This is a genomic window from Rathayibacter sp. VKM Ac-2760, assembly GCF_009834185.1.
Classification (GTDB): Bacteria; Actinomycetota; Actinomycetes; order Actinomycetales; family Microbacteriaceae; genus Rathayibacter.
On record NZ_CP047173.1, the window covers coordinates 327917 to 349429 of the forward strand.

A 21513-nucleotide genomic window follows, 5' to 3' on the forward strand; every position below is an offset into this window, starting at 1 on the left:
GGCCCCGGGAACGTAGAATGACCGGGATGACGATCGGACGCCGCCTCTTCCTGTCGGGAGCCGCCACGGGCGCCGGTCTCCTGGCTCTCGCGGCCTGCACTCCGCCGCGACCGGCTCCCACCCGCTCGGTCACCGAGGCGCCCGTTCCGACGCCGAGCACCACCGCCGTGCCCACGCCGGCCGCGTTCGTCCGCTCGGACTGGAGCGCCGACCCGTACGCGCTCGGCGCCGCCTCCTACCTCGCCGTCGGGGCGACTCCGGAGCACCGCGAGGACCTGGCCGGGAACGTGCTCGACCGCCTGTTCTTCGCCGGCGAGGCCACCGATTCCGATGAGCCGGGCACCCTGCAGGGCGCCTGGAACTCCGGGGTCCGCGCGGCCGCCGAGATCGCCGCCGTCGCCGAGGAGGGCGAGCGCATCGCGATCATCGGCGCGGGTCTCGCCGGGGCCGTCGCCGCCCGCCGACTGCTCGACGCCGGCTACGACGTGGCGCTCGTCGAGGCGCGCGACCGCGTGGGCGGGCGGATCGCCACCGCCACTCCCGACGGCTGGCCGATCGCGGTCGACAGCGGCGCCTGGGCGCTCGTCGGCGCCGGTCCCGCACTGCGCGAGAGCGTGCTCGACGCCGGGATCACCACCTCCACCGTCGACCTCGCGACGGTGCGCTCGCTGGGCCCCGACGGCGACGTGCTCGACGTCGGCGACTCGGCCGTGAACGCCCTCGCCCGAGCCCTCGACTGGGCGGCCGAGCAGCCGACCGACCTCCCGCTCGCCGAGGCGCTCGCCGGCTCCGGCGCCCCGGACCCCGCGGCCGTCGAGCCCGGGAGCGGCGACGGCGACGCCGCCCGGCTCGCCGCCTTCCTCGCGGGCGGCCCGGCCCTGCGCACCGGAGCGGCGCCGGCCGAGCTCTCGGCCTGGTACGGGCTCGGCGACGCCTCGGCCGCCTCGACCGCGGAGGACCTCGCCGACGCCTCCGACGAGGCCGCGGCGGTCGTCACCGACGGCCTCGCGCCCCTCGTCGAGACCCTGCTGACCGACGTCGAGGTCTCACTCCGCGCGGCCGTCAGCGCCGTCGGCTACAGCGACACCGGCGCCAGCGTGCGGCTCGCCACGGGGGAGTCGTTCACGGCCGACCGCGTCCTGATCACCGTGCCGATCGGCGTGCTGCAGAGCGACGCGATCGTGTTCGATCCGCCGCTGCCGTTCGCGCACCGCACCGCGATCTCGGCGCTCGGCTCCGGTCTCGCCGAGACGCTGTGGCTGCGCTTCGACGAGCCGTTCTGGGACACCGACCCGTCGATCCCCGCGCGCTGGTCGCTCGTCGGGTCGAGCGAGGGCATCACGGAGTGGCTGAACCTCGAGCCGGTCACGGGCGAGGCGGTGCTGGTCGGACTCGTCGGCGCCGATCAGGTGCTGTCGCTGCAGTCGCTGAGCGACGACGAGCTGCTCGTCGTCGCGCAGTCGGCGCTCACGCCGTTCGCCGTCGCGACCGGCTGAGCGCCTCGCGCAGCCGCGAGAACGGCCCGCGCCACTCCTTCGCCCGGGCCGCACCGAGCGGCCGCACGCGGCTGAGCGCGAGCACGAAGGCCGCGATGCCCGAGATCAGGCCGAGCACGATCGCGTCGTAGACGACGAACATGACCGGGCCGTCCACCTGCGCCGGGTCGAGGAAGAAGTAGGGGTACCAGCCGATCAGCGCACCGCGGACGAGCGTGATCACGCCCCAGACGATCGGGAAGCCGAGCACGGTGAGCGCGCCGCGCCAGGCGACGGGCCGGCGGCCGGGCCCGAGGATCCAGTCGAGCAGGGCGAGCGTCGGGAGGACGAAGTGCAGCAGCGCGCTCGACCACGGCACGTCGACGCGCACGCCCCGGTTGCTCGACTCGGCGGCGATCAGGCCGAAGACGATGCCGGAGACCACCATGTAGGTGAGGACCAGGGCGCGGAGGGTGCTGAGCCAGCGCGGCTCCTGCTCGCGGGCCAGCGCGACGATGCCGGACAGGCCGAGGACGACGACGCCGGCCATATTGGACTGCGTGGTGAAGTAGGCGAAGAAGTTGTCGATCTGGAACAACCGGAAGCCGAGGGTGTAGAAGAAGTCGCCGACGAGGCCGACGATCCCCAGACCCGCGAGCGCGAGCCGGAGGATCGCGAACGCCTTCCGCACACCCGCTCCGATCCGTCGCCGCTCTGCCCGGAGGGCCGGACGTCCGGACGATTCTACGGTCGCGGCGCTCGGAGCTCCCCGGGATGGGGCCGTGCAGAGAGCGTCCGCGTCCGTCGGAGCGACTCGTGCAGCCGCTACCGTGCACTATGCCGTTCACGCCGAGCCACGCCGTCGTCGCTCTGGCGTTCACCAACAGCCGCATCCCGGCGGCCGCCGTGGCAATCGGGGCGATGGCTCCCGACGTCGGGCTGTACCTCCCGCTGCGCGCGGCCCGGGAGTCGACGCACTCGCTGCTCGGCATCGTGACGGTCGATCTCGCCGTCGGCGCGGCCGGTCTCGTGCTGTGGCTGCTGCTCCTCCAGCCCGCCTGGCGCGACCTGGCGCCGTGGCTCGTCCGGGTGCGGCTCCGGCCGCTCGCCCCGCCGCCGCGCACGGCGCGCGCGCGGACCGCGGCGGTCGTGCTCGCGGCGGTCGGGATCGTGATCGGCGCGGCCTCGCACGTGCTCTGGGACGGCTTCACCCACGACGGCGGCCTCGTCGTCGCGGCGGTGCCCGAGCTCCGCGCGCAGCTCGGGCCGTTCCCGGGCTACAAGTGGGCGCAGTACGCGAGCGGGGTGCTGGGCCTCGTCGGCCTCGGCATCGGTGCCGTCGTCTGGTACGTCGCCCGGCGCCCGCACCCGATCGCCTCGGACCATCGCGGTCCCGCCCGCCTCGCGGCCTGGACGGTCGTCCTCGCCGCGGCGGTGCTCCCGGCCGGCGTCGTGCTCTCGGGCTCGGGACTGGACCCGCTCGAGGAGGCGTACCGCTCCGTCGTGGTCGACGCGGCGATCCTCACGGTGACGTGGACGACGGTGGCCGCGCTCGCGGTGGCGCTGCTCTGGCAGCTCGCGCTCGGCGTCGCACCACGCCAGGAGGCGGATGCGGATCCGTCGTGAGGAGGATGCGCAGCTGCATAGCCCGCCGATAGCGTCGGTGACGGCCCGTTGGGGCGGGCCGCCTTCGGGGGAAGGCACAAGGGGAAATCGAGGGCCCGCGGCGAGTCGCTGCGGGCCCTCTACCTGTTACTGCTGATCGCGCAGCGGGCGTCCTCGCTGATCGAGTAGCCCGCGCAGCGGGCGTATCGAGATCCACGCGATCGAACGCCGGCCTGCAGACCCGCACTGCTGACGAGGGTGGGTCTCGATACGCCCCTACGGGGCTACTCGACAAGCAAGGCGCGCCCCCTGCGGCTTGTCGACCGGCAAGATGCGCGCGCGCCCCGCCCTGCGGCTAGCGGCGCTTGGCGCCGCCCTTTCCGGAGCTCTTGCGCGGGCGGGTCGCGGCGGCGGTGCGCGAGGTGCTGCGCGGGGCGCCCTCGCCGGCCGCTCCCTTGGGCAGCACGGACGCGGGCGGCATGGGGCGGCGGGTGACCGGCCGCACCGGCTCGCCGCGGCGCGACTGGCCGGGGATCGGTCGCGAGCGGCGGCCGTAGATGAGCTCGGACGAGTCGAGCAGCCAGGGCACCAGGGCCACCGTCACGCCGTGCACCAGCAGCAGCTTCTGCCGGATGCGGCGCGACTTGTGGTTGTGCAGGAAGCCCTCCCACCAGTGCCCGACGATGTACTGCGGCATGTAGACGGTGATGATCTCGGAGCCGTGCTCGAGGCGGTGCGCCTTGATGTACTTGATCAGCGGGTACGAGATGTCGCGGTAGGGCGAGGCGATGCAGCGCAGCGGGACCTCGATGTCCATCCGCGCCCAGTCGGCCTTCAGCTGCGTGGTCTGCGCGTCGTCGATCGAGGAGTGCACGGCCTCGAGCGACTCGTGGCGCGCGGCGATCGCGTAGTCGAGCGCCTTGAGGGTCGGCTTGTTCATCCGGCCGACGAGGACGACGGCGTGGTCGCCGTTGGCACCGAAGGTCGTGGTCGGGTCGACCTCGATCTCCTTCTCCACGTCGCGGTAGTAGCGGTAGACGCCGGCCATCAGCACGCCGAGGATCGGCATCACCAGGTAGACCAGCCAGGCGCCGTGGGTGAACTTCGTGATCGTGACGACGACGAGCACGGCGAAGGTGAGGGTGGCGCCGAAGAGGTTGATCGCGAGGCTCGTCTTGACGGTGCGCGAGCCCTCGCCGTTCTTGATCATCCGGATCCAGTGCTTCACCATGCCCGACTGGCCGAGGGTGAAGGAGACGAAGACGCCGATGATGTACAGCTGCACGAGGCTGGTCAGCGACGCCTGATAGACGAGCAGGATGATCGCCGCGACGAGCGCCAGGATGATGACGCCGTTGGAGTAGATCAGGCGGTCGCCGCGGGTGTTCAGCGACTTGGGGGCGTAGCCGTCGCGGGCGAGGACGGAGCCCAGCAGCGGGAAGCCGTTGAACGCGGTGTTGGCCGCGAGCAGGAGCACGGCGGCGGTGGCGGCCTGGATCACGAAGAAGAGGATCGTGTTGTTGCCGAAGGTGGCGGCCGCGACCTGTGCGATCACGGAGCGCTGCGGGGTGGTCGCGCAGTCGGTGAAGCCGACGAGGTGGCAGGCGTTCTCGGCGTAGTGCACGTTCGAGAGCAGCGCGAGGGCGGTGAGCCCGACGAAGAGGACGATCGCGATCGTGCCCATCGCGACGAGGGTGCGCTGCGCGTTCTTGACCTTCGGGACGCGGAAGGCGGGAACGCCGTTCGAGATCGCCTCGACGCCGGTGAGAGCGGCGCAGCCGCTGGCGAACGAGCGCAGCAGGAGGAGGACGACCGCGGCCTGGGTGAGCTGCTCGCCCTGCACGGTGAAGCCGGCCGACTCCGCCACGGGAGCGTCGCCGAACGCGGCGCGGCCGAGTCCGACGACGACCATCACGAAGACGCTCGCGACGAAGAGGTAGGTGGGGACCGCGAAGGCCTTGCTCGACTCCGAGACGCCGCGGAGGTTGACGGCCGCCAGGAGGATCACGAAGAGGATCGCGAGCTCGACCCGGAGCGGTGCGAGCGCGGGGATCGCGGAGATGATGTTGTCGACGCCGGAGGCGACCGAGACCGCGACGGTGAGCACGTAGTCGACCAGGAGGGCAGCGGCGACCGTCAGCCCCGCCGTCTCGCCGAGGTTGGTGCGGGCGACCTCGTAGTCGCCGCCACCGGAGGGGTAGGCCTTGATCAGCTGGCGGTAGCTGAGGACGACGACGACCAGCAGGACGACGACGCAGCCGGCGACCCAGGGTGCGAAGGTGAGGAAGGAGAGGCCGCCGAGCAGCAGGATCATCAGCAGCTCCTGCGGCGCGTAGGCCACGGAGGAGAGCGGGTCGCTCGCGAAGATCGGGAGGGCGAGCCGCTTCTGCAGGAGCTGCCCCTCGAGCTTGTCGCTGGAGAGCGGTTCGCCGATGAAGAAGTGCTTCGCGGTGCGGAGCTCGTTCGCGTCGGCGTCGTCCGCGCCGGCAGTGGACGCCTTCGCGCCCGAAGGGGGGCCCTCGTGTGTCACGAGCGACGACACTACTCCGTGGCCCGGACCAGTCAAGCCGCGCGCGCCTGCCCGCGAGAGCGCTGATACCGCGCTGTGACCGGGCATTTCCGCAGCTGTCGGTCAAGCGGTCGCCAGGAGGTCCCCATCTGTGGGACAGGGGGGCAAATCACCCTCGAACTGGGGCCAACCCCGACGCTGTGAAACCACCGGAAGTCTGTTGAAGTCGAAGACAGGTCACTCCGATGGGGGGAGCCGACGGGTCACGACCGTCGACGCTCGGAGGGATCTGCACCGTTCCGCCGCCTCCCGGCCTTCGACCCGAGCCCCGCTGCAGCGGCGCGGGCGCTCGCTCGGAGTGCCTGCGTCGAGCCGCCCGCACCACGACAGGTCGGCCGAGACGCCGACAGAATCGACGGAACCCGTGTCCTTCTCCTCCTCCACCGCCGCGCCGCCGGCCCGCTCGCGCCTCCGGCGCGCAGCCGGCCTGGCGACCGCGCTCGCCCTCACGGCGGGCCTCGCGCTCGCCGGCTCCGCGCCCGCCCAGGCCGCGACCACCGGCCGCTACCTCGTCTCGGTCGACTCCAGCTCGATCTCCGAGCAGGTCGTCCGCGCCCTCGGCGTCGCCGACGACGTGCAGTTCGAGGGCGGTGTCGCGGGCTTCACCGCCGCGCTGACCGACCGCCAGAAGGCCGTGCTCGAGGCGGACTCGCGCGTCCTCGGCGTCACCGCCGCCGACCAGGTCGTCGACGGCCAGGCGCAGACCGTCCCCTCGCACGTGCTCACCGCGGAGGCCGACAAGGCCCCGGTGCGCGCGGGCGACGGAGTGACGAACTACACCGGTCCCGCCGTCGCGGTCATCGACTCGGGCGTCAGTGCCCACCCCGACTACAACCTGAAGGAGCAGATCAACTGCTTCGGCTCGGGCACCGCCGACGACGCCAACGGCCACGGCACCGGCGTCTCCGGCTACATGGCCGCGCTGGACAACGGCTCCGGCTCGGTCGGCATCGCCCCGGGAGCGCCGATCTACTCGATCCGCGCCCTCGACGCGAACAACCGCGGCAACACCGGCACCCTGATGTGCGCCCTCGACTGGGTGTCCGCGAACGCGGCGAAGTACAACATCAAGGTCGTCAACATGTCGCTCGCCACCTACGGCACCGACGACGGCAACTGCGGCCGCTCCAACGGCGACGTGATCCACCAGGCGATCTGCGACCTCGAGAGCAAGGGCATCGTCTCCGTCGGCTCCGCGGGCAACACCTCCGAGGACATCGCGGGCTGGATCCCGGCCGGCTACGACGAGGTCCTCGCCGTGTCGAACATGGCCAACTACGACGGCAAGCCCGGCGGACTCGGCACGGCGCCCTGCGGCGTGACGACCAAGGACGACGCGGTCTCGACCAACAGCAACTTCGCCGTCTCGGCCGCCGACCAGAAGCACATCATCGCCGCCCCCGGCATGTGCCCCTACACCACCAAGAAGGGTGGCGGCTTCGCCTACATCCAGTCGGGCTCGAGCATGGCCGCGGCCGGTACCAGCGGTGTCGTCCTCGACTGCATGTCCGCCGGCGGATCCTGCGTCGGCAAGAGCCCCGCTCAGGTGCGCGCCCAGGTCATCGCGCAGGCGAAGGCGGCGACCGAGCGCGGCCGCACCTTCCAGGGCGACCCGACCCGTCCCGTCGCCGGCCGCTACTTCGGCTACGCCGTGAGCACGATCCCGGTCGGCACCGTTCCGCCGACGACGCCGCCGACCACGCCGCCCACGACGCCGCCGACGACGCCTCCGACGACCGCGCCTCCGACGACGCCGCCGACGACGCCTCCGACGACGGCGCCGCCGACGACGCCGCCGACCACCCCGCCGGCGACCGACACGCAGAAGCCGACGGTGAGCATCACCTCGCCCTCGACCAACACCACGGTCGTCGGCTCGATCCGCCTCGTGGCCTCGGCCAGCGACAACGTCGGAGTGACGGCCGTCGCGTTCTACGCCGGCGCCACCAAGCTCGGCAACGGCGTGCAGCAGTCGAACGGGACGTGGACGCTGTCCGCCAACTCCAAGGCCTACCCGAACGCCACCTACCAGGTGACGGCGAAGGCTCAGGACAAGGCCGGCAACGTGACGACCAGCTCGGCGATCACGCTGCGCGTCGCGAACTGAGTTCCGCGCACTGAATGAGGGGGTCCCGCCTGACGGCGGGGCCCCTTCGTCGTTCCCCCGGGATGTGCTGACCATGGCCGCAGGGCGGCGCGGTTTTGCTGATCGAGTAGCGCGCGGAGCGCGCGTATCGAGATCCGCGCGTTCGGACGGGGGTGGGTCTCGATACGCCGCTGCGCGGCTACTCGACCAGCAGGCAAGGCGCGCCCGCCGCTGGGCGTCAGGGGCGGGTGGCTGCGCCGATCAGGCGGGTGAGGGCGTCGCGGACGGCGGTCAGCTCGTCGAGGGGGAGGTCGAGGCGCTCGACGATCTGCGGGGGGACCTGCAGCGCCTGCTCGCGCAGGGCGGCGCCCGACGGGGTGAGGGTCACGTCGAGGCGGCGCTCGTCCTCCGTGCTGCGGGCCCGCGAGACGAGGCCGCTCGCCTCCAGGCGCTTCAGCAGCGGGCTGAGCGTGGCCGGCTCCAGGTGCAGGGCGGCACCGAGGTCGCCGAGGGAGCGCGGGGCGCGCTCCCAGAGCGCGAGCATCACCAGGTACTGCGGGTGGGTGAGGCCGAGCGGCTCGAGCACGGGCCGGTAGAGACCGATGACGGTGCGGGCGGCCACGGCGAGCGAGAAGCAGACCTGGTTCTGCAGGGCGAGCGGGTCGGTCTCCGTCGGTCCGGTGTCCACGGGGTCGGCCTCCCTTTCCCATCGCGCACTGATGATTAGTACACTAAGCATATGGCGAAGCCGACCCGATCCCTCTACCAGCGCTTCAACGCGCGGCTCTTCCCCTGGCTCGGCCCGCCGCCGCTCGGCCCGTACGACCAGCCGGAGCCCGAGGCTCCCGCCGGTCGCGCCTGCCCGCTCTGCGGCCGGGCGATGGCCGAGCACGTGATCGATCGCAGCGGCCCGCGCACCCAGCTCTACTGCCCCGACGACGCCGCCTGAGTGCCGTTTCGACCTCTCCGGAGTCGCATGTCCCCTTTCGGGGGCCACGAGGTCTCTCCGCGAGGGGCGGATGATGAGGCCATGTCTCGTCTGCGCTCCGACTCCGCCCGTGCCGTCCAGTTCTCCCGCTTCGGCGATGTCGACGTGCTCGAGATCGCCGACATCGCGCGGCCGCAGCCCGGCCCGGGGGAGGTGCTCGTCGAGGTCCTCGCGGCGGGCGTGAACCACATGGAGGCGTTCATCCGGCGCGGGATGTTCGACTCCGAGCACTCCGCGGCCTTCCCGATGCGCCAGGGCACCGACTTCTCCGGCGTCGTCGTCGGCCTCGGCGAGGGCGTGACCGACCTCAAGCTGCGCAGCGACGTCGTCGGGCACGCGCTGGTCGGCTCGCACGCCACCCACATCGTCGTCCCGCGCGAGAACCTCGTGACCAAGCCCGCCTCGGTGAGCTGGGAGGTCGGCGGAGCGCTGTTCCTCGCCGGCGTCACCGCCTGGCGCGCGATCGAGGCGACGCACGTCGGCCCCGACGACACCGTGATCGTCTCGGCGGCCGCCGGCGGCGTCGGCAGCATGGAGATCCAGCTCGCGAAGCTGCGCGGCGCGACCGTGCTCGGCACCTGCGGCGAGCGCAACTTCGACTACCTCCGCCAGATCGGCGTGAAGCCGATCGTCTACGGCGACGGCATCGCCGACCGGATCCGCGCCGCGGCTCCGAACGGCGTGACGGTCTTCCTCGACAACTTCGGCGGCGACAACGCGGCGCTCGCCGAGGAGCTCGGCATCGAGCCCGCGCGCTTCCACTCCAGCGACGACCGCAAGGAGATCGAGCTGCGCGCCGTCTGGCCCGACCCGGAGACCGCGCGGCGCGACACCGAGATCCTCGGCGAGCTCGTCGCGCTGGTCCGCGACCAGAAGCTGCGGGTGCTGGTCTCGGGCTTCTACCCCTACGGCTTCGTCCAGGACGCGTTCGACGACCTGGAGAAGCGGCACTCCCGCGGCAAGATCGTGCTCGGGATGAACCCGGTCGACGCGGGTCGCGTGACCAAGGCGCGCGACATCCACGAGGCCGGTGCCTAGGGTCCGCTCCCGGGCCTAGGCTCGGCTCTCGGAAGGGAGCCGCGTGGAGGAACCCGTCGTCGCCATCATCTGGATCGTCTCGTTCGTGGTCGTCACCGTGCTGGTGACGGGCCTGTCGGGCAAGGCGGGCTGGTCGGCTCCCGTGGCCCTCGTGGCGGTCGGGGCGCTCGTCTCCTTCGTCCCCGGGATCCCCGAGGTCGTGGTCGAGCCGGACGTGGTGCTCTACGGCATCCTGCCGCCGCTGCTCTACGCGGCGGCGATCCGCACCTCGGTTCTCGACGTGCGGGCGCGCGGCGACAGCATCCTGCTGCTCTCGGTCGGGCTCGTCGTCTTCACGGTGCTCGTGGTCGGCGCGGTCGCCTGGGCGGTGGTGCCGGCGATCTCGATCGCGGCGGCCCTGGCCTTCGGCGCGATCGTGGCGCCGACCGACGCCGTGGCGGTGTCCGCGATCGCGGGGCGGCTGCGGCTCCCGCGGCGGATGATGACGGTGCTCGAGGGCGAGAGCCTGCTCAACGACGCGACCGCGCTCGTCGCGCTGAACGCGTCGCTGCTCGCGATCGTCAGCACGGTGACGCCGGGGCGGGTGGCGCTTGACTTCGTGCTGGCCGTCGTGGTCGGGGCGGGGGTCGGGATACTGATCGCGGTCGTCCTCGGGTTCGTGCGCAAGCAGGTGTCGTCCTCCGTGCTCGACACGAGCCTGTCGCTGGTGACGCCGTACGTCGCCTTCATCCCGGCGCAGCTGCTGCACGGTTCGGGGGTGCTCGCGGTGGTCGTCGCGGGGCTCTTCCTCGGCTTCCGGGCGCCGGTGATCCAGTCGGCGCAGGCGCGGATCGCGGAGTCGCTGAACTGGCGGACGATCCAGTTCCTGCTCGAGAACGCGGTCTTCCTCTTCATCGGGCTGAGCCTCTCCTCCGTCGTCGCGGCGACCGCCGACTCCGACATCGGGATCTGGCAGGGGATCGGCATCAGCGCGGCGCTGCTCGGGGCGCTGATCGGCAGCCGGGTGGTCTGGATGTGCCTGACCACGGTGCTCTTCCGGCACGGGCCGCGGCGGCTGCAGCAGCGCGGCTGGACCTGGCCGACGGCGCTGGGGGTGTCCGTCGCGGGCATCCGCGGGGTGGTGACGCTCGCCGCCGCGTTCCTGCTGCCGGAGGAGACGCCGCAGCGGGCGTTCCTGCAGTTCCTGGCCTTCGTGGTGGTGGCGGGCACGCTGGTGCAGGGGCTCGCTCTGCCGCGGGTGCTCCGGCTGCTCAAGCTGCCGGCGCCGAACGAGCAGCAGGAGCACGTCGAGAAGCAGATGCTGCTGGCGGAGGCGCAGTCGGCCGGGCTCGCGCGGCTCGACCAGGAGCCGCAGGACGGCGTGGAGGAGCGGGTGCTCGACCGGCTGCGGCGGAACGCGGTGTTCCTCGCCGACGCGCTGGAGAACCCACCGGAGGGGGAGGGTGCGGAGCCGCTCACCCACTCCTACAACAGGCTGCGGCGGGTGATGATCGCGGCCGAGCGCGAGGCGGTGCTGAAGGCGCGAGCCGAGGGGCGGTATCAGGAGCCGGCTGTGCGGAGCGCGCTCGCGTTCCTCGACGTGGAGGAGGAGGCGCTCGCCGTGGGGCGGCAGTAGGCGCCCGAGCTGCCTGGAGGACGGGGTGAGAATCCTATAGGATCGACGGAGTCCGGCCGCGGGGCCGGTGCACTCGATGATGAGGAGCCGACGAGCATGACCCGTCTCTGGAACGAACCCGCCGCTTTCGCCGACGACATGGTCGACGGCTTCGTCCGCGCCAACGGCCGCTGGGTCCGCAAGGTCGTCGGCGGCGTCTCGCGCTCGACGCGCTCCGAGGAGCCCGAGGTCGCGGTGGTCATCGGCGGCGGCTCCGGGCACTACCCGGCCTTCGCGGGACTCGTCGGGCCGGGCCTCGCGCACGGAGCGGCGATGGGCAACCTCTTCGCCTCGCCCTCCGCGCACCAGGTCGAGTCGGTGATCCGCGCCAGCGAGCAGGGCCGCGGCGTGCTGCTCAGCTACGGCAACTACGCCGGCGACGTGCTGCACTTCACCGCTGCGCAGGACGCGGTGCGGGCCGACGGCATCGACTGCCGCACCGTCACCGTGACCGACGACGTCTTCAGCGCGAAGCCCGAGGAGGCGCACAAGCGCCGGGGGATCGCGGGCGACCTGACCGTCTTCAAGGTCGCGGGCGCGGCCGCCGCGGCGGGCTACTCGATCGACGACGTGGAGCGCGTGGCCGTGCTCGGCAACGCGCGCACCCGCTCGCTCGGCGTCGCCTTCACCGGCTGCACGCTGCCCGGCGCGGAGGAGCCGCTGTTCTCGGTGCCCGAGGGCCGGATGGCGGTCGGGTTGGGCATCCACGGCGAGCCCGGGATCGACGAGGTCGACATCCCCAGCGCCGCGGAGCTCGCCGAGCTGTTCGTGACGCACCTGCTCGCCGAGGCCGAGATCCCCGAGGGTGTGAGCGTCGACGGAGCCCGCGTCGTCCCCGTGCTGAACGGGCTCGGCTCGGTGAAGAGCGAGGAGCTGTTCGTCGTGTTCAGCACGATCGCCGATCTGCTCGAGGCGCGCGGCGTCACCCTCGTCGACCCGCAGGTCGGCGAGTTCTGCACGAGCTTCGACATGGCCGGTGTCTCGCTGACGCTGTTCTGGGTGGACGAGGAGCTCGAGACGCTGTGGACGGCGCCGAGCGACACCCCCGCCTTCCGCACCGGCGCGGTCGACGGCGGCGCGCTCGTGGCCGTGACCGCGACGCAGGCCGAGGAGATCGCGCAGGAGGTGGGGCCCGCCTCCGCGGAGTCGCGCGAGGCCGCCGCCCGGCTCTCCTCGGCACTCGGGGCGATCCGCGACGTGATCGACGCGAACGCCGACGAGCTCGGCCGCCTCGACTCCATCGCGGGCGACGGCGACCACGGCATCGGCATGCAGCGCGGGGCGCGGGCGGCCGCGCAGGAGGCGGCCGACGTGCTCGAGCGCGGGGCCGGGGCGCAGACGCTGCTCAACCGGGCCGGCGACGCCTGGTCGGACCGCGCGGGCGGGACCTCCGGCGCGCTCTGGGGGGTCATCCTCCGGAGCGTGGGGGAGGCGCTCGGCGACGACCGCGCCGTGAGCGCGCGCGAGGTGAGCGCGGGGGTGACCGCCGCCTCCGACGCGGTGCGCGGCTACGGCAAGGCGAGCGTGGGGGACAAGACGATGGTCGACGCGCTCGTGCCGTTCGCCGAGACGCTGGCCGAGCGGGCCGGCGCGGGCGACGCGCTCGCGGACGCCTGGGGCGCTGCCGCTGTCTCTGCGCGCTCGGCCGCCGACGCCACCTCCGACCTGATGCCCGGCCTCGGCCGCGCGCGCTCGCACGGCGAGAAGTCGCTCGGCACGCCCGACCCCGGGGCGATCTCGCTCGCTCTGATCGTCGAGGCGATCGCCCCGCTGACCGGGGCCGGCAGCGCCACTGCCTAAGCTGAGCCTGTGACGACCGACCCCGTGTTCCGCCTGACCGGTGCGGAGTCGATCGAGCGGCGGGGGCTGCGCGACCACGTCTACGACCGCGTGCTCGACGTGCTGCTCGGCCCGGGCATCGAGCCGGGCATGCGGCTCTCGATCGACGCGGTCGCTCGCGAGCTCGGCGTCTCGCCGACGCCGGTGCGCGAGGCCCTCGTGCAACTCGAGCGGACCGGACTGGTCACCCGGGTGGCCAACAAGGGCTACCGGGTGGCGCCTCCGCTCGCCGACGACCAGCTCGACGCGCTCTTCGACGCGCGGCTGGTGCTCGAGAGCGGCGCGGCGGCGCTCGCCTCGGCGCACGAGGCGGCGCTGGTGCCGCGGCTGCGGGAGGCGCTCGCCGCGCACGAGGCGATGACGGCGGTCGTGCGGGCCGCGTCGACCGAGGGCGAGCTGCCGGTGGCGCTGCTGCGCGAGTACTTCGCGGTGGACTGGAACTTCCACCACCTGATCTTCGAGGGGACGCACAACCCGTTCCTGATCGACATGTCCGAGGCGATCTCGACGCGCGTGCATCGCATGCGGCAGACCGTGCAGACGGGCGTGAGCGATGCGGACGACGCGGTGCTGGAGCACCGGGCGGTCGTGGAGGCGTTCGCGGCCGGGCCGGAGGCGGCGGCTGCCGCGATGCGCGTGCACATCGAGCGGGTGCGCGAGCGCTCGCGCCGCGACTCCGTCCGCTGAGGCTCCGGCCGCGCGGGCCTCGTCGCCGGGGGGTGTGAACTTCGGCTCGTGGTTTGGGTCTGGGCTCGTGGATTCGGCTGGTTTGGGCGTGCCGGGGGTGGTTTCGCGTGCCGGAGGTCGCTGGGGGTGAACTCGGGCTCGTGGTTTCGGTCTGGGCTCGTGGATTCGGCTGGTTTCGGCGTGCCGGGGGTGGTTTCGCGTGCCGGAGGTGGCTGGGGGTGAGCTTCGGCTCGTGGTTTCGGTCTGGGCTCGCGGATTCGGCTGGTTTCGCGTGCCGGTGGTGGTTTCGCGTGCCGGAGGTGGCTGGAGTCGGTGGGCCGTTCGAGGTTCGGGAGAGGGACGCGTGGGGCCGGCGACTCCTGTTGGTCGAGCAGCCGCGGAGCGGCGTATCGAGACCCGGGGTCTGCAGGCGGGTGGATCTCGATACGCCCGCTGCGCGGGCTACTCGATCAGCAAGGGGGGCCGCGGTGCGGGCTGCTCGATCAGCAAGGGGGGCCGCGGTGCGGGCTGCTCGATCAGCAGGGGGGGCGCTGCGCGGGCTGCTCGATCAGCAGGGGAGGGGGAGCGGGCGGATCGGGGGCGGGAACGGCGGAGGGCCCGGCCGCGGGTGCGGTCGGGCCCTCCGGGCGGCTGCGGGTCAGTGGCCCGCCTGGACGCTCGTGGTCTCGAGGAGCTCGTCCGCCTTGGAGCCGCGGAAGAACTTGGTGCAGAACATCATGGCCGCGGCGAGGAAGGCGAAGACGCCGAGGGAGACGACTCCCCACACGCCGCTGTCGGTGGGGGCGGCCTCGTTGAAGCCGTTGCGCATCAGCGGGGCGACGAAGCCGCCCAGGTTGCCGAGCGAGTTGATCAGGCCGATGCCCGCCGCGGCCGCCGCTCCGGTGAGGAACGCGGTCGGGTAGGCCCAGGTGATCGGTCCGACCGAGAGGAAGCTCGCCACCGCGAGGGTGATGAAGAGCAGGCCGAGGATCGGCTGTCCCGCGGCTCCGGCCCAGGCCGAGCCGAAGATCGACAGGCCGGTGAAGATGTAGAACATCGCGCCCCAGGAGCGGCGGCGGCGGATGGTGTTGGCGTGCTGGCCCACGTAGTAGCAGGCGAACAGGCCCACCAGCCACGGGATGGCCGAGACGAGGCCGACCTGGAAGCCGACGTCCTGCCCGATCAGGTTCGCGACCTGCTGCGGGAGGTAGAAGGTGGTCCCGTAGACCGCGATCTGCAGGCAGAAGTAGATGATCGTGAAGTACCAGACCTTCCAGCTGGCCATCGCCTTCCAGATGCCGGTCGGGCCGTCGGCCTGGCGCACGGTGTCCTCGCGCTCCATCGCCGCCGTCAGCGAGTCCTTCTCGCCCTGCGTCAGCCACTTCGCCTTCTGCGGATGGTTGGTCAGGAACTTCAGTGCCGCGAAGCCGGCGATCACCGCGAGCAGGCCCTCGGTGAAGAACATCACCTGCCAGCCCTCCCATGGCGTGATCTGGTTGCCGACGCTGATCAGGCCGCCGCTGAGCGGGGCGCCGAGCATCTGCGAGAAGGGCTGCGCCAGGTAGAAGATCGCGAACATCTGCACGCGGACCTTGTTGGGGAACCACTCCGACAGGAACATGATCACGCCGGGGAAGAGTCCGGCCTCGGTCACGCCGAGCAGGAAGCGCAGGATGATGAACATCGTGTCGCCGGTGGTGAAGGCGAAGCACGCGGCGACGATGCCCCAGGTGACCGCGATGCGGGCCAGCCAGAAGCGGGCGCCGAAGCGCTTGAGCAGCAGGTTGCTCGGGATCTCGAAGATCGCGTAGCCGATGAAGAAGATGCCGGCGCCGAGCGCGAAGGCGCCGTCCGAGATGCCGCGGTCGACCGAGAGCGCCTCCTCGGCGAAGCCGACGTTCGTGCGGTCGAGGAACGCGACGAAGTAGAGGATGACGAGCATCGGCATCAGGTGCCGCGACGCCTTCGAGATGGCGGATTTCAGCGCGGGATCACGGGTGGATCCGAGGGCGGGTGAGGGGGCTGGAGACGAGGTGGTCATGGCGCTCTCCTTTGAGTCGGCCGGTGCGGTGAGGGGTGGGAGGGGTCAGGAGCCGAGCGCGGGCAGGATCTGCGCCATGCCGACGGCGACGAGGATCACGCCGACGCCGAGGAAGATCCAGCGGCCGAGCGACCAGGTTCCGGTGAGCTTGTTCATGGGGTGTCCGTTCGAGTCGGGGCGAGAAGGGATCGGGGATCAGTGCATGTAGAGGCCGCCGTCGACGTTCAGGGTCTGACCCGTCACGAAGCCGGCGTCCTCGCTGATGAGGTACGCGATCGCCGCGGCGATGTCGCGGGGAGTGCCGATGCGCGGGAGCACGCCGTCGGCGGCCATGGCCGTCTTGCGCTCCTCGGTGAGGGTGCCGCCCATGATGTCGGTGTCGATCGGGCCGGGGGAGATCGTGTTGACGGTGATCCCCTGGCCGCCGAGCTCGCGGGCGACGCTGCGGGTGAAGCCGATCACGCCGGCCTTGGCCGCGGAGTAGGCGGTCTTGCTGAAGGTGCCGCCGCCGCGCTGCGCGGAGACGGAGGAGAGGCTGACGACGCGGCCGACGCCGCGGGCGACCATCGACTCCACCGCGCGGCGGGTGCTGAAGTGCACGCCGTTGAGGTTGATGTCGATGACGCGCTGCCACTCCTCGGGGGTGACCTCGAGATACGAGACGGGGGAGGCGACGCCGGCGAGATTGACCAGTGCCACGACGGGCGGCAGGGCGGCCTCGAGGGAGTCGAACGCGGCGCGGACCTGCGCGTCGTCGGCGACGTTCGCGCCGGCGCCCGCGGCCTGCACGCCGTGCTGCTCGGCGATCTCGGCGGCGACCTCCTGCGCGGCCTCAGCGTGGAGGTCGATGATCCCGACGTTCCAGCCGAGCTCGGCGAGGTGGTGGGCGGAGTAGCGGCCGATGCCGCGCGGGGACGCGGCGCCGGTGAGGACGACGGTCCGGGACTCGGGGAATGCGGTCATGAGGGTGCTCCTTCTCGGTCGGCGCGTCAGGCGATCGGCGCGGGGCCGAGCTCGTCCATGAGCTTCTTGATGGCGACGTAGGCGCGGTTGCGGTACGCGATCAGCTCCGCGGTGCGCTCGGAGGGCACGTCGAGGTAGCCGGCGCCGGACTTGGTGCCGAACTTGCCGGCCTCGACCAGCGCGGCCAGCGACTCCGGGGTGGCGAAGCGCTCGGGCCAGCGGGTCTGCAGCGAGGCGTAGCAGAAGGCGTAGACGTCGAGACCGGCCATGTCGGCGATCGCGAACGGGCCGAAGACGGGGAGGCGGAAGCCGAAGGTGGTGCGGACGATCGTGTCGATGTCCTCGGGGGTGGCGATGCCCTCCTCGACGATCTGCGTCGCCTCGTGGAAGAGCGCGTACTGCAGGCGGTTGAGCACGAAGCCGGTGGAGTCCTTGACCCGCGCGGTCTCCTTGCCGGTCGCCGCGACGATCTCCTCGGCCAGCGCGATCGCGCTCTCGGCGGTGCCGGCGTGCGGGATCAGCTCGACGCCGGGGATGAACGGCGCCGGGTTGGAGAAGTGCACGCCGAGGAAGCGCTCCGGGTTGGTCACGGCCTCGGCCAGCGAGCCGATCAGGATGGTCGAGGTGTTCGAGCCGATCACGGCGTCGGGGCGGGCGGCCGCGCTGATGCGGCGCAGGGTCTCGTGCTTGATCTCGATCTTCTCGGGCACGGCCTCCTCGATGAAGTCGGCGGTCGCGACGGCCTCCTCGATCGAGGCGGCGGGGGAGAGGTTCTGCCGGATGCGCTCGACCGCGTCCTCGGGGAAGAGGCCGTCGGCGACGAACTGCGCGGTCTCGGTGAGCAGGCGCTCGTAGTTGCTGCGGGCGATCTCCTCGGAGATGTCGGCGATGACGACGGTGGCGCCGGAGAGCGCGAGGACCTGGGCCATCCCTCCGCCCATGTAGCCGGAGCCGACGACGGCGATGGTGCGGCTGGTCGTGGTGGTGTCGCTCATGTCTGTCGTCCCTTACTGCGAGGCCCGGGCTGCGCGGGGCAGCAGCGAGCGGAGGTAGGTCTGGTTGGTCGAGCACATGCCGAGGCTGTCGCCGCCGTAGTGCTCGGCGAGGAGGATGCCGCGGAAGCCGCCCTCGACCGCGTCGCGGATCACCTGGCGGTAGTTGATGAGACCGGCCTCCATGGTCGAGGGGACCGACGTGGCCCAGGAGCCGTCGGCCGACTCGTCGCGGGTGTAGTTCTTCACGTGCATGTAGTTGGCGTAGGGGAGCGTCTTCGCGAACAGCTCGCGCCAGTCCTCGACGGGGCGGTGCAGGCGGATCAGGTTCGCGACGTCGGGGTTGAGGCCGACGTTGTCCAGGCCCACGTCCTCGACGAAGCGGACGGCGCTGTCGGCGGTGCCGAGGTAGGTGTCCTCGTAGAGCTCGAGCGCGAGCGGGAGGCCCACGTCGGCGGCGTGCTTCCCGAGCTCGCGGATGCGGCTGACGGCGGCGTTCCAGACCTCGGGGTCGTCGGGGTCCTTCGGGCCCTGCGCGGTCCAGAACCAGAGCGCGCGCTTCTGCGCGGCACTGAACGGCTGGTGCAGCCCCGTCGAGAAGACCTGCATGCCCCACTCGGCCGCGGCGTCGATGGTGCGGTGCGCGTAGGCGAGGTTCTTCTCCTCGTGCCCGGGCATGATCACGCTCTGGCGCTGCAGGTGCACGGAGGGGATGCCGACGCCGTGCGCCTTCGCGATGCTGAGGAACTCGTCGCGGCGCGAGGGCTCCAGATCGGCGGGGCGGACGTGGCTGTCGGCCAGCTCGGCAAGGGTGAAGCCGACCTGCTCGACCTGAGCGAACATGTCGTCCCAGACCTCGGGGGCCGCGTCGTGCAGGGCGACGCCGTCGCGGCCGACGGGCGGGATCCCGTGCAGACAGGTGGCGATCGGCCAGGTCTCGGCGGTCCAGCTGTCGGGGTTCCAGTCGACGTCGATCGAATCGACGCCGTCCCAGGACTGCGCCCCCTGCAGGTTCGGCGCCCCCGGGGCGGTCCGCGCGGGTGTGCTCTCGCTCATCAGTGCTCCCTTGCACTCGATGCGACCGGCGTCGGCCGCACAAAAGATCCTATAGGAAATATAGTCCTGGAGCGGCGGAGCGCAAGGGGGCGGGTGGTCGGCGAGGGGGCGGCGGGGTGGAGGGGAGGGTGCGTCGTCCGGGAGGAGTGGGTCGGCGCGACGCCGCCCGGCCATCTCGGGCACGTGGAAACCGCTTCGGCACGCGGGAACCGCGCGATTCCGCGAGCCCGAGCCGGACTCGCGAGCCGAACATCGACCTCGGTGACCTTCGGCACGTGGAAACCGCTTCGGCACGCTGGAATTGTCCGATTCCGCGAGCCCGACTCGGAACCACGAGCCGAATATCCGCTCCGCCACTTTCGGCACGAGGAGCCCCCTTCGGCACGCGGGAATCGCTGAATTCCGCGAGCCCGAGCCGGATTCGCGAGCCGAACCTCCGATTCCGGGTTGTCCGCCACCTTCGGCACGCGAAAATCACTCCGGCACGCTGAAATCGTCCGATTCCGCGAGCCCGAGCCGGAAACACGAGCCGAACATCCGGCTCGGCTACCTCCGGCACGTGGAAACCGCTTCGGCACGCGGGAATTGCCCGATTCCGCGAGCCGGGGCGGATTTCGCGAGCCGAACCTTCCGTCCCGGGTTGTCCGTCCACCTCGGGCACGTGAAAACGACTCCGGCACGTCGGAACGGCCCGGTTCCGCGAGCCCGGGGCGATTTCGCGAGCCGAATCGTCGGGCTCGTGCGGTCCGGCACCTTCGGCACGCGGGAATCACCCCGGCACGCCGGCACCGCCTGATTCGGCGAGACGAGGCCGGAGCCGCGAGCCCGCCGGTGCGCGTCTCGGCAGCCGGCGGACGAGCGAACGGCGGGCACCCCCGAGAGGATCCCCGCCGTCAGCGGTCGTGCGGTCGTGCGGTCGGGCGTCAGCCCAGCGTGGAGCGGACCGCGGCGCGCGCCTGGTCGAGCGCCTCGCGGAGGGCGGTGGTGCTCGCCGCGCTCACGGAGCCGTGCGCGGCGGCCGTGCGCAGCTCGGCGCGCAGCTCGTCGCGGAACTCGGTGAGCAGCACCTCCGCGTCGCGCAGGGCGAGTCGGGAGGCGGCGCGCGCGTCGGCCGGTGCGGTGTCGGCGGGTGCGGTGTCGGCGCGCGGGGTCTCGGCGGACGGAGCATCCTGCGGGCGCTCCTCCGGTGCGGGCTCGGCGGGTGTCTCGGCCGAGTGCTCCGGCCCGCCGCGGGACGGACGCGAGTCGCGGGCGGCGCTCGCCAGATCGGCACGGAGGCTCTTCATCGCCTCCGCGACGCCGAGGCGCACCTCGTCGGCCAGGCGGCGGACGGAGTCGGTCAGCTCCTCCTCGATGTCGCCCAGGTCGGTCGCGCGGTTCTCCAGCTCGGCGCGGCCGGCGTCGGTGATGGAGTAGACGGTCTTGCGGCCGTCGGCCTCCTTGGTGACGAGGCCCTCCTCCTCGAGCTTCGCCAGACGCGGGTAGACCGTGCCGGCGCTGGGGGAGTAGGTGCCGCCGAAGCGCTCGCTGAGAGCCTGGATGAGCTCGTAGCCGTGCTTGGGCGACTCGGCGAGGAGGTTGAGCAGGTAGAGGCGCAGGCGTCCGTGCGCGAAGACGGGGCTCACAGCGAGCTCGCGTCGGTGAGGCGCTGCTCGGCGGGCGCGGCGGGGGTGCGGCGGACGACGGTGACGTCGCCCGTCACGGAGTTGGCGGTCACGTCGACCCACTTCGAGTCGAGCGAGCCGGTGGTCGCGGTGTAGCCGCGGCCGAACGTTCCCTTCACCGCCTCCCCGTCGAGCTGCAGGGTGCCGGTGGCGGTGTTGATCCGGTAGCGGGCGCCGAGGCCCTCGTCGATCCGGATGGTCAGGTCGCCGCTGACGGTGTTGCACTGGATCTCGTCGGGGGTCTGCTCGGCGTCGACGAAGACGCTGCCCGAGACGCCGTCGACGGAGAAGCGGGTGAGGGCGCCCGCGGTGGTGACGTCGCCCGAGACGGTGTGCGCGACGACGCGGCCGGTGTGGTTGCGCACGGAGAGCTCGCCGTGGACGGTGTTCGCCTCGATGTCGCCGTGCAGGCCGTCGATGACGATGTCGCCGCCGACCGTGGAGACGCGGGCGTCGGAGTGCAGGCCGGAGACGAGGCCGTCGGCCGAGACGGTGTCGAACTTCAGGGCGACACCGCGGGGGACGAGGAGGCTGACGTCGGCGCGGTCGCCCTTGCGGCCGAGGCCCTTCGCGACGTCGACGACGGTGTCCCAGCGCAGCTGGATGTGGTCGACCTCGAGGCGGTCGCCGTCCATCGACACCTTGAGCGGGCGGCCGGAGACGCTGTGCACCTCGACGCGGGCGGTGGGCTCGTCGTGCCCGATGACGTCGATCTGACCGCCGACCAGGGCGATCTTGATCGCGCGGACGACGTCGAGGTCGATGACCTTCGATTCGCCCGCCTGCACGAGCCATTTCTCGAGCGACATGGTGCTCCTCCTCCTGCGCCCGGATGGGCGATCGTGCTGTGAATGCTCGACGCGATATAGCGCGAGTT

The 21513-nt window shown here is 72.1% G+C and carries 17 protein-coding genes; 8 read left to right on the top strand and 9 right to left on the bottom strand.

Annotated elements, in window-relative coordinates:
• The first annotated feature begins 26 nt into the window (after positions 1-26).
• Entirely contained in the window at positions 27-1496 is a 1470-nt protein-coding gene (locus GSU72_RS01420) for an NAD(P)/FAD-dependent oxidoreductase (RefSeq protein WP_159983091.1), read from the top strand.
• On the opposite strand, the gene GSU72_RS01425 is transcribed toward GSU72_RS01420, so the two are convergent.
• Entirely contained in the window at positions 1468-2166 is a 699-nt protein-coding gene (locus tag GSU72_RS01425) for a Pr6Pr family membrane protein (protein WP_159983092.1), read from the bottom strand. The two genes, GSU72_RS01420 and GSU72_RS01425, sit on opposite strands and share 29 nt — an antisense overlap.
• A 146-nt stretch (positions 2167-2312) precedes the next feature.
• Here GSU72_RS01425 and GSU72_RS01430 point away from each other — a divergent pair, with 146 nt between their 5' ends.
• A complete protein-coding gene (locus tag GSU72_RS01430) occupies positions 2313-3101 on the top strand; it encodes a DUF4184 family protein (RefSeq protein ID WP_159983094.1) in 789 nt (262 codons plus the stop codon).
• A 334-nt stretch (positions 3102-3435) separates the two neighbouring features.
• Here the strand turns inward: GSU72_RS01430 and GSU72_RS01435 are convergent, their stop codons facing one another.
• Positions 3436-5514 carry an APC family permease gene (locus tag GSU72_RS01435; protein WP_244256067.1) on the bottom strand — a complete coding sequence of 693 codons (2079 nt, stop codon included), beginning with the start codon at positions 5512-5514 and terminating at the stop codon, positions 3436-3438.
• Positions 5515-6013: 499 nt separating this feature from the next.
• Between GSU72_RS01435 and GSU72_RS01440 the strand changes: the two genes are divergently transcribed.
• Positions 6014-7756 (top strand): Ig-like domain-containing protein, encoded by a 1743-nt coding sequence (locus GSU72_RS01440; protein WP_159983098.1) that lies wholly within the window; start codon positions 6014-6016, stop codon positions 7754-7756.
• 217 nt (positions 7757-7973) lie between these two features.
• Here GSU72_RS01440 and GSU72_RS01445 read toward each other — a convergent pair whose 3' ends face one another.
• Entirely contained in the window at positions 7974-8423 is a 450-nt protein-coding gene (locus GSU72_RS01445; RefSeq protein ID WP_244255927.1) for a MarR family transcriptional regulator, read from the bottom strand.
• 51 nt (positions 8424-8474) lie between these two features.
• Between GSU72_RS01445 and GSU72_RS01450 the strand changes: the two genes are divergently transcribed.
• The 5 genes from GSU72_RS01450 to GSU72_RS01470 all read left to right on the top strand — a co-directional run bounded on the left by GSU72_RS01450 (position 8475) and on the right by GSU72_RS01470 (position 13941).
• Positions 8475-8684: a hypothetical protein gene (locus tag GSU72_RS01450; protein WP_159983102.1), complete on the top strand. Its 210-nt coding sequence runs from the start codon at positions 8475-8477 to the stop codon at positions 8682-8684.
• Between the two features lie 81 nt (positions 8685-8765).
• Positions 8766-9761, top strand: coding sequence for an NADP-dependent oxidoreductase (locus GSU72_RS01455; protein ID WP_159983104.1), 996 nt, complete (start codon positions 8766-8768; stop codon positions 9759-9761).
• A gap of 43 nt (positions 9762-9804) precedes the next feature.
• Positions 9805-11376 carry a cation:proton antiporter gene (locus GSU72_RS01460; RefSeq protein ID WP_159983106.1) on the top strand — a complete coding sequence of 524 codons (1572 nt, stop codon included), beginning with the start codon at positions 9805-9807 and terminating at the stop codon, positions 11374-11376.
• 96 nt (positions 11377-11472) lie between these two features.
• Complete coding sequence (locus GSU72_RS01465) at positions 11473-13215, top strand: dihydroxyacetone kinase family protein (protein ID WP_159983108.1); 1743 nt, start codon at positions 11473-11475, stop codon at positions 13213-13215.
• A 9-nt stretch (positions 13216-13224) separates the two neighbouring features.
• A complete protein-coding gene (locus GSU72_RS01470) occupies positions 13225-13941 on the top strand; it encodes a GntR family transcriptional regulator (protein WP_244255928.1) in 717 nt (238 codons plus the stop codon).
• 637 nt (positions 13942-14578) lie between these two features.
• On the opposite strand, the gene GSU72_RS01475 is transcribed toward GSU72_RS01470, so the two are convergent.
• From GSU72_RS01475 to GSU72_RS01500, 6 genes are all read right to left on the bottom strand, one after another.
• Complete coding sequence (locus GSU72_RS01475) at positions 14579-15961, bottom strand: MFS transporter (RefSeq protein WP_159983110.1); 1383 nt, start codon at positions 15959-15961, stop codon at positions 14579-14581.
• 195 nt (positions 15962-16156) lie between these two features.
• Positions 16157-16924: an SDR family oxidoreductase gene (locus tag GSU72_RS01480; RefSeq protein WP_159983112.1), complete on the bottom strand. Its 768-nt coding sequence runs from the start codon at positions 16922-16924 to the stop codon at positions 16157-16159.
• A gap of 26 nt (positions 16925-16950) precedes the next feature.
• Positions 16951-17919, bottom strand: a complete 969-nt coding sequence (locus tag GSU72_RS01485) for a 3-hydroxyacyl-CoA dehydrogenase family protein (protein ID WP_159983114.1) — start codon at positions 17917-17919, stop codon at positions 16951-16953.
• Positions 17920-17931: 12 nt separating this feature from the next.
• On the bottom strand, positions 17932-18972 hold the full coding sequence (locus tag GSU72_RS01490) for a sugar phosphate isomerase/epimerase family protein (protein WP_159983116.1): 1041 nt from the start codon (positions 18970-18972) through the stop codon (positions 17932-17934).
• 923 nt (positions 18973-19895) lie between these two features.
• Complete coding sequence (locus GSU72_RS01495; protein WP_159983118.1) at positions 19896-20597, bottom strand: PadR family transcriptional regulator; 702 nt, start codon at positions 20595-20597, stop codon at positions 19896-19898.
• Positions 20594-21445 (bottom strand): DUF4097 family beta strand repeat-containing protein, encoded by an 852-nt coding sequence (locus GSU72_RS01500; RefSeq protein WP_159983120.1) that lies wholly within the window; start codon positions 21443-21445, stop codon positions 20594-20596. Before GSU72_RS01500 ends, GSU72_RS01495 begins: the two co-directional genes overlap by 4 nt.
• Between the last annotated feature and the right edge of the window lie 68 nt (positions 21446-21513).

Coding starts and splice junctions, on each gene's coding strand:
- GSU72_RS01420 (WP_159983091.1), top strand. CDS start 27: ATGACGATCGGACGCCGCCTCTTCCTGTCGGGAGCCGCCACGGGCGCC.
- GSU72_RS01490 (WP_159983116.1), bottom strand. CDS start 18,972: ATGAGCGAGAGCACACCCGCGCGGACCGCCCCGGGGGCGCCGAACCTG.
- GSU72_RS01500 (WP_159983120.1), bottom strand. CDS start 21,445: ATGTCGCTCGAGAAATGGCTCGTGCAGGCGGGCGAATCGAAGGTCATC.
- GSU72_RS01450 (WP_159983102.1), top strand. CDS start 8,475: ATGGCGAAGCCGACCCGATCCCTCTACCAGCGCTTCAACGCGCGGCTC.
- GSU72_RS01465 (WP_159983108.1), top strand. CDS start 11,473: ATGACCCGTCTCTGGAACGAACCCGCCGCTTTCGCCGACGACATGGTC.
- GSU72_RS01475 (WP_159983110.1), bottom strand. CDS start 15,961: ATGACCACCTCGTCTCCAGCCCCCTCACCCGCCCTCGGATCCACCCGT.
- GSU72_RS01480 (WP_159983112.1), bottom strand. CDS start 16,924: ATGACCGCATTCCCCGAGTCCCGGACCGTCGTCCTCACCGGCGCCGCG.
- GSU72_RS01430 (WP_159983094.1), top strand. CDS start 2,313: ATGCCGTTCACGCCGAGCCACGCCGTCGTCGCTCTGGCGTTCACCAAC.
- GSU72_RS01455 (WP_159983104.1), top strand. CDS start 8,766: ATGTCTCGTCTGCGCTCCGACTCCGCCCGTGCCGTCCAGTTCTCCCGC.
- GSU72_RS01485 (WP_159983114.1), bottom strand. CDS start 17,919: ATGAGCGACACCACCACGACCAGCCGCACCATCGCCGTCGTCGGCTCC.